The organism is Paenibacillus oryzisoli (assembly GCF_050467285.1).
Classification (GTDB): Bacteria; Bacillota; Bacilli; order Paenibacillales; family NBRC-103111; genus Paenibacillus_E; species Paenibacillus_E oryzisoli_A.
In genome coordinates this window covers 56,789-72,817 of the sequence record NZ_JBCMUN010000017.1, presented here as the reverse complement: position 1 = coordinate 72,817, position 16,029 = coordinate 56,789, and the positions used below count along the sequence as shown (strand labels likewise).

Below are 16,029 nucleotides of genomic sequence, written 5' to 3'. Positions count from 1 at the left end.
GAATCGGTGAAGTTAAGAGGGTCCAGCCCATCTTAGCACGGCGAGCACTCCCCAAAAATTAAAAAGCAGGGCCACTGGCCCTGCTTCTTCCTCCCGCCGAAGCTACAGCTCCGCGCGGTCAACGCTATTTTTTCGCCCCAAACTGCTCCGCCATGTACGTGAGGCCTTTCATCTGTCCCATGGCCAACGGACCGAGAATTTCCGTGTCCACGACGAACGCTTTCTTGTTCTTCACGGCGTCGAGGGAGTTCCAGATCGGATCCTTTTGCAGCGCATCCATCGTGACTTCGCTCGAATTCGTGTAGTCCTTGCCGATGAAAATATACTCCGGATTCAGCTTGGCGATGCCTTCGAGCGTGATATCGCCGACGTTCTGCATGCCGTCGAATGGCTTAAAGCCGAGCTTATCATAGTACAGCGCCATGCGGGAGCCGCTCCAGTAGGTGAAGCCTTTTTTCCATGGCATCACGAACAAGGCGGATTTGCCTTTCATGCCGGACTTGTCCATCACTGCCGAGACCTCGGTCTGCTTCGTCTGGAACTGCGCGATATAGCTGTCGGCCGCGGCCTGTTCACCGACCGCATCCGCGACGCCGCGGATCGTTTCCTGCCAGTTGAGGGTTGCATTTACGGTGACCGTCTTGGCGATTTTGGAAAGCTGCTCAATATCTTTCTGATCGTTGTTCGACGCGATGATAAGGTCCGGGTTCAGCTTCATGATCTCTTCCAGGTTCACTTTGTCCCCCAGATCCGCCACTTTGCCGCCCTTCAGGAACGGGTCGTAGACGGTGAAATCTTTCAATGATTTATAGTTCACGACACCGACAACGGCATCGCCTTTCCCGAGGGCAAACAGATGGTCCGCGTAAGGGAAGTAGGTCACGACGATGCGTGCCGGGCCTTTTTTGGCTTCAGGCGTTGGTGTCGGCGCTGCCGTTGCCGCAGGCGCGGTGCTTGCCGAGGACGAGGAAGCCGGGCTCTCCGCCTGCTTGCTGCCGCACGCAGATACGAGAAGCGTCAAAATACAGATCAAAGTGAAGGCGAGCATCCGCCCTTTTGTAAATCGTAGCATGTTGTTCATTCTCCTTGATAATGATTTTCATTACCAATAGAATATATCAAACGAAGCCTTCACCTGAAAATGGACAAATCATAAAACGCATATGGATTATTCGCTAATCCTCGCTAATCTGCTGCGCCTGGCTGGGGGTGTAACCATAGAACTTCTTGTACAGCCGGCTAAAATAAAGGGCATCCGCATAGCCGACGCTTTCGGCGATCTGCTTGATCGTGCCGCTGCCCGTCGTGAGCAGTTCCTGCGCGCGCTTCATCCGGTGCTGAATCAGGTAATCGATCGGGAAGACGCCGGTATGCTTTTTAAAAAAGTACGAAAACGACTGCGCGCTTTTCCCGTAGCGATCGGCAAGCTTTTGCAGTGTAATCGGCTCCATGTACTTCGTATGAATGTAGTCGCGGGCCTGCTCGACCATCTCTCGGCTGCTGTCGTTTTGTCGGTTGAGGCAGGCGGAGAACAGCTCGTACAGCAGCATTTTGGCGAGCGAGCCTGTCCGCAGCAAGGCCATGTGCCCCGGCATGAAAAAGGACTCGTACAACTGGCCGAGCAGCTCGGCGATGGCGGGGTGGAAGCCCGGCTCCAGCTGAAAAACCTCATGCGCAATGGGGCCGCTCCGAACTGGCGCAGCACCTTGCGCACCCAGTGTATAACGAACCAACGTATATTCAAGCTCGGCGCTTTCCGTACGCATCGTTAGCGTCATTTGCCTGCCGCCGTGCAGCACCGTCCCGGCCTGAACCGTATAGGGCGTGCCGTTAAACACAAACGTGCCGCTGCCTTTGGTTACAAACACATACCCCGGCGTCGGCGTCAGTCGCTCGGCGCTGTGGGTGTGCAGCGTTGTATGGGCTGGTACCGCCGCCCGAAATACGCCGACGACACGGACATCCTGCTCGGCATAATGCGCGGCCATTTCGTTAATATCCATAAAGAGGATCACCTCGTTAAGTACGCAGTTAATCTGTTGATTGTTGTTGATTGTTATTGTAGCAAAAAAATCAGCCTGGCGGGATAGCCAGGGGCGCGTTTACGGTCTGCTAGATTTGGCAATGCTTTTAGTAGTGAAGCAGTTACCCAAATCAGCGGAGGATGAGGAACGATGGCGATTCTGAAAATACCAACAATCCCTAGCAAAATTGCGGAATCTATTGAAAGCCTGCGCAGCCAGGGCTGGCAGGATGAGGATTTTTTCAACTTTTCAGGTTACGATGAAGAGTGTCCGGAAGCCCGCGTGTTGTATCACTTTTTTCGCAACAACCGGGTAATCTTCGCAGCGGCGATCATTAATCATTATCAGATCGTGGACAGGATGTAACCGGAAGGACGGATACAAAACGGCGAGCGAGAAGAATCATAGAATTAGGAAAACAGTACATAATAAAACCATTAGATCCCCAGGGAGGGAGCGCTATATGGTTTTTTTGTTGTATAGCTTGGTTAGTTTGTTTGCGTATGTATACTTCATGAAACTTCGAAAAAAACATCTTCATTCGTTGGAGATTTTTTTCTACTGGTGCTTAGCTTCTATACTGATTCAAAACCGATCAGCGATTTATACAATGAATGTGAAAACTGTCGTGATTCCGCATTTAGCCATGTATGAGTTTTCAAATGTGCTTATACGCCTAGTGTTGTATCCATTAGTTACGCTGTTATTTCTAAATGAAATTGCCGCCGCTGAATCCAAAATGAAAATATGGGCGATCATCAAATATTCAGCGTTTTTCCTTGGTTTAGAGTGGATTTCCGATTGGCTAAGCGTGTATAAACACATGAAACCGTATCTATTATCGAGCGGCGTATTTTGGATAGGTTATTTGATTTTGATGATGATGGTCATGAGGATGTTTCGGGGAAAACTTTATAAAGGATACCATCAACCATGAATTTTCACATTGATTGGAATGAATGGTTCGTCGTAATATGCTCAGTCATCGCAATGCTATTGTTTTTTTGGATACGAAAGCACTTTAACCCAATCATGATCGTCATTATTTGGACGTTTAATGTTGTATTTGTGGCTACGCTTGATTATGGACTAGCAGCAACACCATTTGAGCTTTATTACTGCGGCGATAACGTATCTTACGAGCCTATTACAGCAATTGCTCATGTTTTCATGTATACGCCGTTTTCATTTGTGTTTTTGTTTCTTTATGATGAATGGCATCTACGCGATAAAAAGAATCGAAAGCGTCTTGTGCTTTATTTTATTGCTTGGGATGCGTTCTCGGTTTTCTTTGAATGGTTGAACGTTCTGAACGGTTTTATGACATATACCGGCTGGAAGTTGTATTATTCATTCCCAATGTATCCATTGGCCGCCTTCATCTTATTAAAGGCTTACCATTTCGTTGAAAATAACTACCCCTTGCAAAAGAAAGCATAAAAGCCCTGGGAACTGATTCCGAGGGCTTAGTGTGCTTCGCCTACAACTCCACCATCACAATCCCAAAAACTCCCCACCGTTTACATGAATCGTCTGACCAATTACGAAACGGGATTCTTCCGATGCCAAGTATAAATAAATAGGCGCGATTTCGTATGGCTGTGCTGCTTTTTTGATCGGTCCCGGATTTTGAAAAGACCCATAAAACATGTAAATTTCAAGCGGAAATGATGCAGGGATAAGTGGGGTCCATGTTCGACCAGGGGCTACCGCATTAACCCGGATGCCACGATCGGCAAGAGAAACCGCCAATGAACGGGTTAGGGCGCTAACGGCCCCCTTAGAGGCGGAATAGCTAGCCATTGCCGGATAGCCTGTGTCCGCTGCAATGGAGCTCGTATTGATGATTGTACTGCCCGACTGTAAATAAGGAAGCACGGCTTTCGTAAAATAAAAACAAGCGAATACGTTCGTCTGAAATATCCGCAGCAGTTTCTCTGATGATAGGTTGGCCGTGTCCTCTTCATAAATCATTTCGCCCGCGTTATTGATTAAGATATCAACCCGTCCGAATCTAGATAAGGTATACGCTACTGCCTCTCTGCAAAATTGTTCATCACCGATATCTCCGGCTATTGTCAAGCAATGGCGGCCCAATTGCCGGATTCTCTCCTGTGTCTCAGAAGCATCCTCGTGTTCATTGAAGTATACGATCGCGATATCCGCGCCTTCTTTTGCAAATAAATAAGCAATCGCCCGACCGATTCCGCTGTCTCCCCCGGTAATGATCGCAACCTTATTGTGCAGCTTACCCGAGCTAGCTATTCCCGGCTGTTCCGAGACAGGCCTGGGTACCATCAAAAACTCCAATCCTGGTTGTCCGGGCTGGTACTGGGGAGGAAACTCGACCGGGACTTCTTCGCATTTCGTTACTCGAGGGTCATGATTAAACAAGGGGATTGCCTCCATTTCGGCGTTAACTATTATCAAATTATTCTTGAGGCCGAATTTGGTGAGTGATCAAAATTGTGGAATCTATTGAGAATCTGCGAAGTCAGGGCTGGCAGGATGAAGACTTTTTCAACTTTTCAGGGTATGATGAAGAGAGTCCAGAAGCCCGTATGCTGTATCATTTTTTCCGCAACAACCGGGTGGCCTTCGCAGCAGCGATTATCAATCATTATCAGGTCGTGGACACTCCGTAACCGAAAGGACGGTATCCGCCTTGAATACCCTGAAGCAGCCGCGCCAAGCGGAAGTACGCCAAGTGATTTCCTACTTGGAGGAAGTTGATGTACAAACCGGTGAGCGGGAAGTGCTCGCACAATTCGATGATCTGATCGAGGCGCCGAACTGGACGTCCGACGGCCGGCGCCTCATCTATAACAGCAGAGGGCGGCTTTACAGCTTCGACCTCGCTACGCGTCAGAGTACGCCGATCGATTCCGGCTTTGCCAACGCGTGCAACAATGATCATGTGCTGTCGCCGGACCCTGACAACACGCTTATCGCTATCAGCCATCAAACGGCGGAGGACGGCCTTTCGCGCATTTACGTGCTGCCGCTCGCCGGCGGCAAGCCGACGCTTATCACGCCGATGGCGCCAAGCTACCTGCACGGCTGGTCGCCCGATGGCTTGGAGCTTGCTTATTGCGCCGAGCGGAATGGCAACTACGACATCTACACGATTCCGGTAGATGGAGGTGTAGAGCGCCAGCTCACGGACGTGCCCGGCCTCAACGATGGGCCGGAATACGCGCCGGATGGCCGGCATATTTGGTTTAACTCCACGCGCTCTGGCCTGATGCAAGTGTGGCGAATGGGAACCGACGGCAGCGAGCCCACGCAGATGACGTGGGACGAGGACAGCAACAGCTGGTTCCCGCATCTGTCACTGGACGGCAGCATGGTTGCATACCTCGCGTACCGCAAAGGCGATGTCGCACCGAACGCACATCCGCCGAACAAAAACGTGGAGATCCGCTTGATGCCGAGCAGCGGAGGTCCGTATCGGACGCTGGTCCAGCTTTTCGGCGGCCAAGGGACGATCAACGTGAACTCGTGGTCCCCCGATGGGCGCAAACTGGCCTTTGTCAGCTATCAATTGAAATCATAATCGCATTCAAGTTGGTTATTACATGCCGCCCTGTAGGGTCTTTGAAACGCGATACGACCTGATCTCCCGACTTGCACAGGCCTCACGCAGTCTCGCCGCTCTCTTAGAAAATAGAAGAGCAACATTGCAAAACCCCCCCTGTGTTATAACTATCGTGTACTTATCAAACACGAGAGGTGAAAAGCTATGACTAGATTAACAGGGAAAGTTGCTGTAGTTACGGGCGCAAGCCGGGGGATTGGACGTGCCATTGCCTTACGTTTAGCCCAAGAGGGGGCCTTGGTTGCTGTTCATTATGGCACGAACAAGGAAGCTGCCGAAGAAGTCGTATGGGTTATTGAGCAGAATGGCGGGAATGCATTCACGATTGGAACGAAACTTGGTTCTTCCGAAAGCGTTCAGTCGTTGTATCAATCCCTGGATGAACAGTTGCAAGTACGTACAGGTGAGCATCACTTCGATATCCTGGTCAATAACGCAGGGATTGGTCTGGTTGTCCCCATTGAGGATACGACGGCAGAGGCGTTCGATGAAGTCATGGCTATCAATGTCAAGATGCCGTTTTTCATGATTCAACAAGCTTTGCCGCGCTTGCGAGACGGAGGCCGAATCATCAACGTGTCGTCCGCGGTAACCAGAATGTCCCTGCCTGTCATCCCTGCGTACAGCATGACCAAGGGGGCCATCAATACATTGACGCTTACGCTGTCCAACCAGCTTGGCCCGCGTGGCATTACAATCAATGCGATCCAGCCGGGCTTCATCGCCACGGATATGAATGCCGCCATGCTGCAAGATCCTGCTTCCCATCAATATGGCGCTGATTTTTCGATCTTTGGCAGATGGGGGCAGCCTGAAGATGTTGCGGATATCGCTGCTTTTCTGGCTTCTCCCGACAGTCGCTGGGTAACGGGACAATTGCTCGATGCAAGCGGAGGCTCTCATTTATAAAAGTAGAATTTCATTATAGCGATTATCTCACTTGCGACTCCCTAAAGCGCGAGCTATGGTAAAACTACAGCATGCGTTAACGGAGATCAGGAATGAAACGAGAGGGAGATCGCTTAATGAAAATACTTATTACAGGAGCAACGGGGCAACTGGGAAATCTGGTTGTCCGGCATCTGCTCCAAAAAGTTCCCGGACACCAGCTTATAGCAATCGTCCGAAATCTTGAAAAAGCGTCTGCCCTTGCTGAGCTTGGGATTGAAGTTCGTCAGGCGGATTATAACGATCCGCAATCGCTGCACGATGCTTTTACACCCGGGGCTAAACTGCTGTTTATCTCAAGTTCGGAGATGGATGATGCCATTCGTATCGTTCAGCATGATAACGTGATCAAAGCAGCCCAAGATCGCAATATCCAGCATATCGCTTACACCAGCTTCGCCTTTGCTGAGGACAATCCGTTTGCTCGCGTTCATCTGGCTACCGAGACTGCGATTCGCACGGCCGAAATTCCTTACACCTTCTTGCGTAATGGCGGTTATGTGGAATTTTTTGTTAACGCGCCATCTCTCCAAACTTACTTGAAAACCGGGGCCATCATGACAAATGCCCATAAGGGCAAAGTGAATGCCGTTAGTCGCCATGATCTGGCTCTGGCCGCGGCAACGGTTCTGACAGAGGATGGGCATGAAAACAAGACATATACCCTCGTTTCCAACGCTCCGTGGAGCTTTGAAAATTTGGCTGCCACGCTGTCGGAGGTGTCCGGTACGAACGTGATCCACAAATCGGTTTCTATGGAAGAGGTCAAGCGTCTGCTTGTTCAAGCCGGCATGCCGGAAAGGGCTGCCGAAACAGCCGCTTATATTTATCATACAATTGCAGAAGGACATATGGAGAAAACGACCGATGATCTACAGGATCTCATCGGACGTCAGACTTCTTTAGCAGAACTGGTTGCAAGAGCTTTGCAAAGCTAAGTAAGGATTTAGGGTAAGCACCATCCACACGATGGTGCTTTTTCTTATCCCCATATTAAAAAAAGATAAGCGCCCTTAAGTCACGGTATCCCTCTTTTCGGCCGCCTGCGGTACACTGCAAGCATAACAACAAGGATAGGGTGATGAAGCATATGAGCTACTCCGAGGCTAAGCCGGCGCTGAACAAGCCGCAAGATCAGACCTCCCGCAGGCGGGGCTTCCTGGCGTATTACCAGCGCTACAAGGTGCTGTACCTGCTGTCCATTCCCGGCATCGTGTACTTCCTGCTCTTCAAGTACATTCCGCTGTCCGGGTCGGTGATGGCGTTTCAGGATTACAGCATTTTCACGGGCATTTGGAAAAGCGACTGGGTCGGCCTCGCCAATTTCCGGCGAATGATGGAGTACGCGGATTTCTGGCGCATCCTCAAGAACACGATGGCGATCGGCGTCTATACGCTGGTGTTCGCCTTCCCCATCCCGATCGTGCTCGCGCTGATGATGAACGAGCTGCGCAATCAGCTGTTCAAGCGGTTCGTGCAGACGGCGGTGTACTTGCCGCACTTTCTGTCATGGATCGTGGTCGGCGGCATCGTCATTGAAATTCTGAACCCGACGACCGGTGTCGTCAACAGCCTCTTGAAGCTTTTCGGGCATGAGCCGATCTATTTTATGGGCGAGGATTCCTTCATTCGCACCATCATCGTCTCCTCCAGCATCTGGCGCGACGCAGGGTGGAGCACCATCATTTATTTGGCGGCGATGAGCGGCATCAATCCCGATCTGTATGAAGCGGCGCAAATCGACGGCGCCACGCGATGGCGGCAGACGCTGTCCATTACGATTCCAAGCATTTTGCCGACAATTACGATTCTCTTCCTGCTGCAAATTGGCAACTTCCTCGACCTCGGCTTTGAACGGGTATTCGTTTTTCTCAATCCGCTTAACAATGCGCACGGCGACATTCTCGACACGTATATTTACCGGGTCGGTCTGATTCAGCGCGAGTACAGCTATACGACGGCGATTGGACTTTTCAAATCCGTCATCGGTCTTGTCCTGATCGTGTCCGCCAACATGTTCAGCAAGAAAACAACCGGCGAAGGCCTGTACTAGAAGCTAGAAGAAAGGAGATTCCCATGTCATCTCTTCACAAACAAAGCCGCCTGTCGCTGCTGAATCCCATCGGCTTAATCATCATCTCCCTCATCATGGTGCTGCCGATTCTGAATATTATCGCGCAGTCGTTCAGCGGGCCTGTGGCGCTCAGCGCCGGCAAGGTCGTGCTATGGCCGGTGCAGTTCACCATGGACAACTACACGACGGTGCTGAAGCAGACCGCGATCTGGCGCGCCTTCGGCGTCAGCGTCATCATCACGGTCGGCGGCACGCTGTTGAGCCTCATCCTGACAGCGAGTCTCGCCTATCCGTTGTCCCGGCAGGAGTATCGCGAGCGGAAGTACATTTTGCTGCTCGTGCTCATCACCATGATTTTTCACGCGCCGCTCATTCCGAACTACCTGCTCGTCCGCTCGCTCGGGCTGTTGGACAGCTTATGGGCGCTTATGCTGCCGGGGGCGATCAGCGCGTTCAACCTGTTCGTCATGCGCTCGTTTTTTCTCTCCATTCCGAATGAGCTGATCGAGTCGGCGCGCATCGACGGGGCGGGGGAAGTGCGCACCATTTGGAGCATCATCCTGCCGCTTTCCAAACCGGCGATGGCGACCATGAGCATCATTTACTCCGTCGCGTTGTGGAACAATTATTCTAATGCGTTGTATTTTATCAACAACCGTGCACTCTTTCCGCTGCAGGTCAAGCTGCGCGAATTCGTCGTGACGGATTCGTCCGATTTGGCCAATACGGCGGGGGATATTGCAAACCTATCGCCGGAAGGTCTCAAAATGGCGGTCATCGTCATTGCGACGATTCCGATCATGCTCGTCTACCCGTTTTTGCAGCGGCATTTTATTAAAGGGATGTTAATCGGTTCGATCAAGTCGTAAACGCGTTATAATAAAAGTCAACTGAGTTTAAAAAACACAATGTTCCCGAAATTTTTTTCACGATAAGATGATCACGAACGAACAACATAATCATTTAGGGGGCTATTCCAATGAAAGCATGGCTGAAAACAGGTCTCGCTTCAACGCTGCTCTGTGCGCTTCTCGCAAGCTGCTCCAGCTCGTCCGATCCCAAGGGGGCTGATACAGCCGCAAGCTCGGCCAAACCGCAGGCACCGGTGAAGATTTCCATCTCGTTGAGCGATTCGTTAAATAAATACGCGCTGAGCAGCACGGACATCAACAATGACAAATGGGTGAAAAAGCTCGGCGAGCTGACGAACACCCAATTGGATTTGCGCCTCGTGCCGCATGCGGAATTTAAGCCGAAGACGGCGCTCATGTTCGCAAGCTCGGACCTGCCGGACGTGATGAACACGATCCAGGGCATGTTCCCGGAAGGGCCGGACATGGTCGGCGCGATCAAAGGCGGATTGTTCATGCCGCTGGACGATCTGCTGAAGGAATACGGCCAGGATTTGTTGAAAGCGATTCCGGAGCCGGCGTGGAACGAAGTGAAGTATAACGGTAAAATCTACGCGATTCCCGAATATCTCTCGAGCCCGAGCCGCCGGGCGACGTTCATCCGGAAGGATCTGTTGGATGCGACAGGGCTGCCGGCTCCCAAAACCGTCGACGACTTTCTGAACGTGCTGCGCGCGATGAAAAAGAACGGCGTTGCCGAGCCGTATGCGTTCCGGAAGGATTTTGTCTACTCTGACGTGATCTTTGGCGCCTATGATGTGATGCCGTACAGCACGATGTTTGAGAAAATCGGCGATCAGGTCGTGCCGAAGTTCTTCAAGGTCGAAGCCATGGAAAAAGCGCTCAACGTCTACAAAACGATGTACGACGAAGGCTTAATGGCCAAGGATTTCGCTTCCCTGGACGGCAACAAATGGACGAACAACATCAACGCCGGCAAATCCGGCGTCTGGAACCACAACGCGAACCTGCTGATGAACTGGATTACGACGACTAAGCCGGCAAATCCGAAATCGGAAGTCGTCATTATTCCGTCCCCGGTCGGTGATGATGGCAAAGGCGGCATGATGAAGTACAGCTATACCGGTGGCTTATCGTACATCAACAGCAAAGTGAGCAAGGAGAAAGCCATTGCCATCGTGAAAATGATGAACTACATGGTCACGGAGCAGGGCGACCGGTTCTTCAACTTCGGCATCGAAGGCGACACGTACACGATGCAGGACGGCAAAGTCGTCTACAAGCAGCCAACAACGCCGGAGGGCACGCTGGAAGAGCAGTTCCGCTCCGTCATGCTGCGTCTGGTCGAAGACACGGCTCTGAACAGAACCCTGCTGAACACGACGGAAGACGGCAAGAAGCTCATTCAACAATTTGATACGATCGTGACCAAAGAAGGCCGAAACGGCATCTCCTTCTCGCCGGAGCTGTCCACGACGGCGAAGTACACCGATGCGAGTCTGAAATTCTCCGACATGCCGCCGGTTATTTTGGACCACATGCTGAAAATGGTATATGGCAAGGAGCCGATCTCCGATTGGCCGAAGGCACTGGAGGAATGGAAAGCGAAGGGCGGCAACGAAATTATCAAGGAAGCGACCGAGCGTTACAATAAAAAAGAAGGCGTCGTCCTAGGCGACTAAAAAATAGCTTGTGAGAATGGGAGAAAGCATTTATCCTCGGGTTGAGGATGAATGTTTTTTCCATTTCACATCGAGGGGGAGCGGCTGGATGAAGCAGATCTTAGTTGTCGACGACGAACCGCTGATCTTGAAAGGGCTTGTCCTGATGATCAAGCAGCATCCGCATGCGTTCGAAGGGATTCGGACGGCAAGTAATGGAGCGGAGGCGCTGCGCATGATTGAGGAATCAATGCCTCAGCTGCTTTTTACCGATATTCGTATGCCGAAGATGGATGGGCTGGAGCTGTGCAAGCAAGTGCACGACAAATACCCGCTCATTCAAAAGGTGATCATCTCCGGCTACAGCGACTTCTCTTACGCACAGCAGGGGATGTCCTTCGGGGTGAAGGAATATTTATTGAAACCGTTTACGCCAGTTAAAATACACGAGCTGCTGAACAAGCTGATTGCCCAAGGTCAGCACGCGGTGCTCTCCATCGCCAAGTACGAGGAATGGGTGGAGAAAATCGTGGACGCGATATGGTCGCTGCGTATTGATGAGGTGGAGGCGTACCTCGAGGAGCTGCGCTTGTACTGCCTGTCGGCGTCTTCGTCCGACTCCGAGTTCATCCAGCTGCTGCAGGACTGCCTGCCGATGCTGATGAAGCGGCTGTCCGGACGCGGCTTCCAGCCGAAGCTCGAGGAGCTCGCGCCGACGACCGATATTATGCACTATTTTGCCCTGCTGCAGGAGCATATTATGAAGGTGATTGATGAACTGGCGCTGCAGCGCGGAGGCCAGGATCTGATGCAGAAGGCGAAAGTGTACATGGACGCCAACTTGACCAAAAGCCTTTCGTTGGAGGATGTGGCCGAGTATTTGGGCATTACGCCGCCGTATTTGAGCCTGCTTTTCAAAAAAGTGTTCAAAGAAACGTTCGTCCAGTACCGCATCAACAAGCGAATTGAGCTGGCGAAGCGGATGCTGGAGATGCCGCACTACAAAACCAATGACATCGCTTACGAAATCGGCTACGAGAACTATCCGCATTTTTCGCGGATGTTCAAGAAGGTCACGGGACTTTCCCCGCTCGAATACCGGCATATGATGGGGATTAAATGATGAAGCCGAAGCGTACGTTAGCCCGCAGCATTTTCTTTTACATCGCGTCCATCGTGCTCATTACGGTCATGTCCATCGGCTTTTCATCGTACTACATCTCGTCCAGCAAGCTGAAGGAGCAGAGTGAACAGCATCTCACCGAAATCGTCTCGAACGCCGTCAACCATACGGATCTCTACTTGAAAAATTATGAGCGCGCGCACCTGTCCCTGTTCACGAACAGCGCTGTGAAGAAGTTCCTCGATGATCCGCCGACCGGCGATTACGAGTACTATCTCTTCACGGACAAGCTGATGGATAACGTCATCAACCCGCTGTTTATCAAATCTCCGGAGATTATGACCGTGTACCTCGGCGATTACAACGACCACTGGGTCTATTTCGAGAATCCGGCGCTGAAGCCGATCGTTGATCCGGTTCCGTCGTTTACGATGGCGGAGCTGGACAAGGAGACCGATCCCCAGGGCAATATGACGATCATTAGCAACAGTGTGTTTGCGGAGAGCGACAATCAATTCATCACGCTGGCCCGCAAAATTCACGGCGAAGTGTTTAACGAATTCAAAGGTATTCTGGCCATCGAGATCAAGGCGGATGAATTTGCGACGCTGTGGAAGGGCATCAATTTGGGGCCGAACGGCTTTTTCGCCATCGTCGATAATGACGGACGCATCGTGTACCACCCGGATAAGCAGCGGATCGGGGCGACAGTCACACAGGAGCTGATGGGCAAAATCGAAGGGAATGACGGGAAGGCGTTCAAAGACGCTTCGTTCGGCGAAAACCGCATGGTCGTCAGCTCCAAATCGGCCTACACCGGCTGGAACCTGCTCGTGTCCATTCCGACGGCGGACATTAATCGGCCGCTTTCCAGCATTCGCACCTCGTCCTTCTGGGTCGGTGGTGTGACGCTCCTGATTGCGCTTCTGATTTCCTATCATTTCGGGCGGAAAATCGCGAAGCCGATTCAGATTTTGAAAAACGGCATGCGCCAGACCGAGAAGGGCAACTGGGTGAAAATCCCGCAGCTGCAATCCAACAACGAGCTCGATGAGCTGATTCACCGCTACAATCTCATGGTGATCTCCCTCTCGGAGCTCATGGACACGCTGTACCGGACAGAGCTGTCCAAGAAGGACGCCGAGCTCGAGCGTCAAAAGGCCGAGCTGCAATCGCTGCAGCTGCAGATTAATCCGCATTTTCTGTACAACACGCTCGAAAATATTATCGTCTATGCGGTCATCCAGCAGTCGACGGAGATTACCGAAATTGTCGATGCTATTGCGTCGATGTTTCGCTACTCCATTCAAAACAACATCGAAGAAACGGCCGTCGTCAACGAGTTGAAGCATGTCCTGAACTACATGACCATTATGAAGCACCGGGTCGGCCGGGAGTTCGAGCTGGACGTGCGGATTCCGCCGCACTTCTTTCTGAAAAAGACCGCGCGGCTGACCCTCCAGCCGCTGATCGAGAACATTTTTCAGCACGGCTTCGCTGACGGCATCGAGGCGCATCACTACATTCGGCTCGACGCCTTCCTGCAGGACGGCGACCTCGTCATCGTGCTGGAGGACAACGGCGTCGGCATGACGCCCGAACAGCTGGCGTCGCTGAACAAGCAGCTGAGCGCCAATCAATTGGCGGAGGCCAAGCTGCACCAGGGCAGCGGCAACAGCGGCGGCATCGGGCTGATGAACGTGCACCGAAGGATTCAACTGCTGTTCGGCGAGCAGTATGGGCTGCGAATGGAGAGCGAGCTGGGCATGGGGACGCGGGTGTTTATGCGGTTTCCGGATGTGGAGACGTGAGGGGACCATAACGGCATGAAGAAGGGTCATCCTTTGGAGCGGATGACCCTTCTATTTGTTTCTAACCGCGTGGAAACGCATGTGCTAGAAGGTCCTCAAGACGATTCATGGTCTGTTCGGCTCCCGGCAGCGCATATTCTTTCACCTTTTCGAATACATCCGCACGTTCTTCAAATTTGCTGCTGTAAGTAAGTTTGGTCTTGCCGTCCATCTCTTCAAAGACGGCCGTCGCCACAAAATGGGGAAACAGATCATGCCTAAGGACGATACGCTCGGGCCAGACAACCTCGATAACGGTATTGGTGTTGGGATAATCGACGCCGTCTGGACCGTGCATAATAAATTCCCAAGTTCCGCCGGGCGTCATCTCAAACTTTTGAAAAGTTGATGTAAACTCGTTAGGCCCCCACCATTTTGCCAAATATTCCACTTGCGTCCAGGCCGTAAATACGAGCTCGCGCGAAGCATCTATGACGCGGGTAATCGTGATTTCGTTCTCGCCTGCATGCGCTGAACGATGATTTGTCTCCGTATGCTCACTCATACGTTGCCCTCCTTTGATTTAGAGCGACTTGCCCAAAGCGTCCAGCATTTCACCTGTTCCATGCTCGCGCACTTCCGGTGTATCATGTCCGTCGAAAAACGCCCCTTGCTCTGTGAAAATCAACTTCGTCCCCTCGTCGGTCGAGATGAGCTCGATCGTGGTTAGCGAAGCGGAGATGCGTGTGTCATCTGAATCCAGCGTATAGCTGTAGACGATGCGCTGCTCAGGAACAATCTCTTGGTAGCAGGCGTCGAAGGTGAAGATCGGCCCCCCTGGCGGACCTCCTTTGCTGTATTCTTTTCCACCGACCTGAAATTCGAAAATATCGGCTTTCGAGAACCATTTTGCTTTGAGGGCCGGATCGGCCCAGGCCATGTAGACCTTCGCTGGCGGCGCTATGTAGGTCCGCTCAACGACGAAAGTAGCGTGTTTGACAAATCGTTCAGTCATGTGTTATTCCTCCTCTGATTTCATAGCTTCCTGCTCTTCGCCGAAAGCATCTCCAAGTACGTCTCCTAGTACATCCAGACGATACTCCCAGCTTGTCTGTCGTGTGATGACCGGTTTCTCGTGGATCGTTTTCATCGCTTGCAGCAGTTGTGTGAAATCATCAACTTCCAGCGGCGACCTTCCTTGCATTAACTTGGATACATGCTGCAACTGCTCAAGAAGCTTCTGCTGTACCTGGATCTGTTCTTTGATTCGGGTCATTTGCAGATTGACGATGTCCAGTGGGCTGATCTGCTTGCCGCCAATGATGGACTTGATCTCCTCAAGGGATATTCCCAACTCTTTGAGTGACACAATCTGCGTCAGACGCGAGAGATCGGACTCATTGTACAACCTGTGACCCGAATCCGTCTGCGCGGACGGAGAGAACAAGCCGATCTGATCGTAGAACCGCAGCGTCCGGACAGTGAGTCCTGTCAATCTGGATAGATCTCCTACTTTCCAATATTGCTCCATCGGCAACTCCTTCGTTAGCGCTAACGTTATACCGGTATTGTAACTATAAAAGATGACGTTACGTAAGGTGCAAGAGAAAATTTTTTTATACCCGTGTGGTTTCGTGAAATGCTTGCGGTGCACGAAACGGTGGTTTCACGGGGACGACGACGGGATGTTGCTGGCGCTAACGGTTGCCACAGCGGCTATTTGTTCCAAAATCGTTCGTTTTAAACTCTAACGGTTACCACCGAGCCTATTTGCACGAAATCGGACCACTTTCACTAGATTTTATCGCAATAAGCGCTATCGTAACCGTTAGAATTAATATCGCCAGATTTTCTGGACAATAAGCGCTGTGGCATCCTTTATAGCTTTTTCCCCTAGGATCTCCTTAAAAAAACACAATCCTGCTTAAACGCGCGCATG

General features: G+C 51.5%; 18 protein-coding genes. 12 read left to right on the top strand and 6 right to left on the bottom strand.

Annotated features, from left to right (window positions below):
* Nucleotides 1-124: 124 nt before the first annotated feature.
* Complete coding sequence (locus ABE504_RS25915) at nucleotides 125-1,072, bottom strand: ABC transporter substrate-binding protein (protein WP_430094480.1); 948 nt, start codon at nucleotides 1,070-1,072, stop codon at nucleotides 125-127.
* 103 nt (nucleotides 1,073-1,175) lie between these two features.
* The gene (locus ABE504_RS25910) at nucleotides 1,176-2,003 is read right to left on the bottom strand and encodes a helix-turn-helix domain-containing protein (protein ID WP_430094478.1); all 828 of its coding nucleotides are present in this window, start codon (nucleotides 2,001-2,003) and stop codon (nucleotides 1,176-1,178) included.
* Between the two features lie 171 nt (nucleotides 2,004-2,174).
* Between ABE504_RS25910 and ABE504_RS25905 the strand changes: the two genes are divergently transcribed.
* From ABE504_RS25905 to ABE504_RS25895, 3 genes are all read left to right on the top strand, one after another.
* Nucleotides 2,175-2,390, top strand: a complete 216-nt coding sequence (locus ABE504_RS25905) for a hypothetical protein (protein ID WP_430094475.1) — start codon at nucleotides 2,175-2,177, stop codon at nucleotides 2,388-2,390.
* A gap of 97 nt (nucleotides 2,391-2,487) precedes the next feature.
* Nucleotides 2,488-2,961, top strand: coding sequence for a hypothetical protein (locus ABE504_RS25900; protein WP_430094472.1), 474 nt, complete (start codon nucleotides 2,488-2,490; stop codon nucleotides 2,959-2,961).
* Nucleotides 2,958-3,464 (top strand): hypothetical protein, encoded by a 507-nt coding sequence (locus ABE504_RS25895; protein WP_430094470.1) that lies wholly within the window; start codon nucleotides 2,958-2,960, stop codon nucleotides 3,462-3,464. Before ABE504_RS25900 ends, ABE504_RS25895 begins: the two co-directional genes overlap by 4 nt.
* Before the next feature lie 54 nt (nucleotides 3,465-3,518).
* Here the strand turns inward: ABE504_RS25895 and ABE504_RS25890 are convergent, their stop codons facing one another.
* The gene (locus ABE504_RS25890) at nucleotides 3,519-4,418 is read right to left on the bottom strand and encodes an SDR family oxidoreductase (RefSeq protein ID WP_430094467.1); all 900 of its coding nucleotides are present in this window, start codon (nucleotides 4,416-4,418) and stop codon (nucleotides 3,519-3,521) included.
* A gap of 74 nt (nucleotides 4,419-4,492) precedes the next feature.
* On the opposite strand from ABE504_RS25890, the gene ABE504_RS25885 reads away from it, so the two are divergent.
* The 9 genes from ABE504_RS25885 to ABE504_RS25845 all read left to right on the top strand — a co-directional run bounded on the left by ABE504_RS25885 (nucleotide 4,493) and on the right by ABE504_RS25845 (nucleotide 14,111).
* Nucleotides 4,493-4,669 (top strand): hypothetical protein, encoded by a 177-nt coding sequence (locus ABE504_RS25885; RefSeq protein ID WP_430094464.1) that lies wholly within the window; start codon nucleotides 4,493-4,495, stop codon nucleotides 4,667-4,669.
* A 20-nt stretch (nucleotides 4,670-4,689) separates the two neighbouring features.
* Nucleotides 4,690-5,580, top strand: coding sequence for a transporter (locus tag ABE504_RS25880; RefSeq protein WP_430094461.1), 891 nt, complete (start codon nucleotides 4,690-4,692; stop codon nucleotides 5,578-5,580).
* A 186-nt stretch (nucleotides 5,581-5,766) separates the two neighbouring features.
* Nucleotides 5,767-6,531, top strand: coding sequence for an SDR family oxidoreductase (locus ABE504_RS25875; RefSeq protein WP_430094459.1), 765 nt, complete (start codon nucleotides 5,767-5,769; stop codon nucleotides 6,529-6,531).
* Between the two features lie 116 nt (nucleotides 6,532-6,647).
* Nucleotides 6,648-7,508 carry an SDR family oxidoreductase gene (locus ABE504_RS25870; protein WP_430094456.1) on the top strand — a complete coding sequence of 287 codons (861 nt, stop codon included), beginning with the start codon at nucleotides 6,648-6,650 and terminating at the stop codon, nucleotides 7,506-7,508.
* A 152-nt stretch (nucleotides 7,509-7,660) separates the two neighbouring features.
* Nucleotides 7,661-8,623, top strand: coding sequence for an ABC transporter permease (locus ABE504_RS25865; RefSeq protein WP_430094454.1), 963 nt, complete (start codon nucleotides 7,661-7,663; stop codon nucleotides 8,621-8,623).
* A 23-nt stretch (nucleotides 8,624-8,646) separates the two neighbouring features.
* Nucleotides 8,647-9,513 (top strand): carbohydrate ABC transporter permease, encoded by an 867-nt coding sequence (locus tag ABE504_RS25860; protein WP_430094451.1) that lies wholly within the window; start codon nucleotides 8,647-8,649, stop codon nucleotides 9,511-9,513.
* Between the two features lie 110 nt (nucleotides 9,514-9,623).
* Nucleotides 9,624-11,198 (top strand): extracellular solute-binding protein, encoded by a 1,575-nt coding sequence (locus ABE504_RS25855; protein ID WP_430094448.1) that lies wholly within the window; start codon nucleotides 9,624-9,626, stop codon nucleotides 11,196-11,198.
* Between the two features lie 88 nt (nucleotides 11,199-11,286).
* Nucleotides 11,287-12,300 carry a response regulator transcription factor gene (locus ABE504_RS25850; protein WP_430094446.1) on the top strand — a complete coding sequence of 338 codons (1,014 nt, stop codon included), beginning with the start codon at nucleotides 11,287-11,289 and terminating at the stop codon, nucleotides 12,298-12,300.
* Nucleotides 12,300-14,111 carry a cache domain-containing sensor histidine kinase gene (locus ABE504_RS25845; protein ID WP_430094444.1) on the top strand — a complete coding sequence of 604 codons (1,812 nt, stop codon included), beginning with the start codon at nucleotides 12,300-12,302 and terminating at the stop codon, nucleotides 14,109-14,111. Before ABE504_RS25850 ends, ABE504_RS25845 begins: the two co-directional genes overlap by 1 nt.
* A 61-nt stretch (nucleotides 14,112-14,172) precedes the next feature.
* Here ABE504_RS25845 and ABE504_RS25840 read toward each other — a convergent pair whose 3' ends face one another.
* From ABE504_RS25840 to ABE504_RS25830, 3 genes are read right to left on the bottom strand one after another with little or no spacing between them, the layout of a single operon-like run.
* Entirely contained in the window at nucleotides 14,173-14,655 is a 483-nt protein-coding gene (locus ABE504_RS25840) for an SRPBCC family protein (RefSeq protein WP_430094442.1), read from the bottom strand.
* Nucleotides 14,656-14,673: 18 nt separating this feature from the next.
* Nucleotides 14,674-15,105: an SRPBCC family protein gene (locus ABE504_RS25835; protein ID WP_430094441.1), complete on the bottom strand. Its 432-nt coding sequence runs from the start codon at nucleotides 15,103-15,105 to the stop codon at nucleotides 14,674-14,676.
* 3 nt (nucleotides 15,106-15,108) lie between these two features.
* Nucleotides 15,109-15,621 (bottom strand): MerR family transcriptional regulator, encoded by a 513-nt coding sequence (locus ABE504_RS25830; RefSeq protein ID WP_430094438.1) that lies wholly within the window; start codon nucleotides 15,619-15,621, stop codon nucleotides 15,109-15,111.
* Nucleotides 15,622-16,029 lie beyond the last annotated feature (408 nt).

Bases quoted from the DNA above. Each gene is read 5' to 3' on its own strand.
- ABE504_RS25915 (WP_430094480.1), bottom strand. From the start codon at position 1,072: ATGCTACGATTTACAAAAGGGCGGATGCTCGCCTTCACTTTGATCTGT.
- ABE504_RS25910 (WP_430094478.1), bottom strand. From the start codon at position 2,003: ATGGATATTAACGAAATGGCCGCGCATTATGCCGAGCAGGATGTCCGT.
- ABE504_RS25905 (WP_430094475.1), top strand. From the start codon at position 2,175: ATGGCGATTCTGAAAATACCAACAATCCCTAGCAAAATTGCGGAATCT.
- ABE504_RS25900 (WP_430094472.1), top strand. From the start codon at position 2,488: ATGGTTTTTTTGTTGTATAGCTTGGTTAGTTTGTTTGCGTATGTATAC.
- ABE504_RS25895 (WP_430094470.1), top strand. From the start codon at position 2,958: ATGAATTTTCACATTGATTGGAATGAATGGTTCGTCGTAATATGCTCA.
- ABE504_RS25875 (WP_430094459.1), top strand. From the start codon at position 5,767: ATGACTAGATTAACAGGGAAAGTTGCTGTAGTTACGGGCGCAAGCCGG.
- ABE504_RS25870 (WP_430094456.1), top strand. From the start codon at position 6,648: ATGAAAATACTTATTACAGGAGCAACGGGGCAACTGGGAAATCTGGTT.
- ABE504_RS25865 (WP_430094454.1), top strand. From the start codon at position 7,661: ATGAGCTACTCCGAGGCTAAGCCGGCGCTGAACAAGCCGCAAGATCAG.
- ABE504_RS25860 (WP_430094451.1), top strand. From the start codon at position 8,647: ATGTCATCTCTTCACAAACAAAGCCGCCTGTCGCTGCTGAATCCCATC.
- ABE504_RS25855 (WP_430094448.1), top strand. From the start codon at position 9,624: ATGAAAGCATGGCTGAAAACAGGTCTCGCTTCAACGCTGCTCTGTGCG.
- ABE504_RS25850 (WP_430094446.1), top strand. From the start codon at position 11,287: ATGAAGCAGATCTTAGTTGTCGACGACGAACCGCTGATCTTGAAAGGG.
- ABE504_RS25845 (WP_430094444.1), top strand. From the start codon at position 12,300: ATGAAGCCGAAGCGTACGTTAGCCCGCAGCATTTTCTTTTACATCGCG.
- ABE504_RS25840 (WP_430094442.1), bottom strand. From the start codon at position 14,655: ATGAGTGAGCATACGGAGACAAATCATCGTTCAGCGCATGCAGGCGAG.
- ABE504_RS25835 (WP_430094441.1), bottom strand. From the start codon at position 15,105: ATGACTGAACGATTTGTCAAACACGCTACTTTCGTCGTTGAGCGGACC.
- ABE504_RS25830 (WP_430094438.1), bottom strand. From the start codon at position 15,621: ATGGAGCAATATTGGAAAGTAGGAGATCTATCCAGATTGACAGGACTC.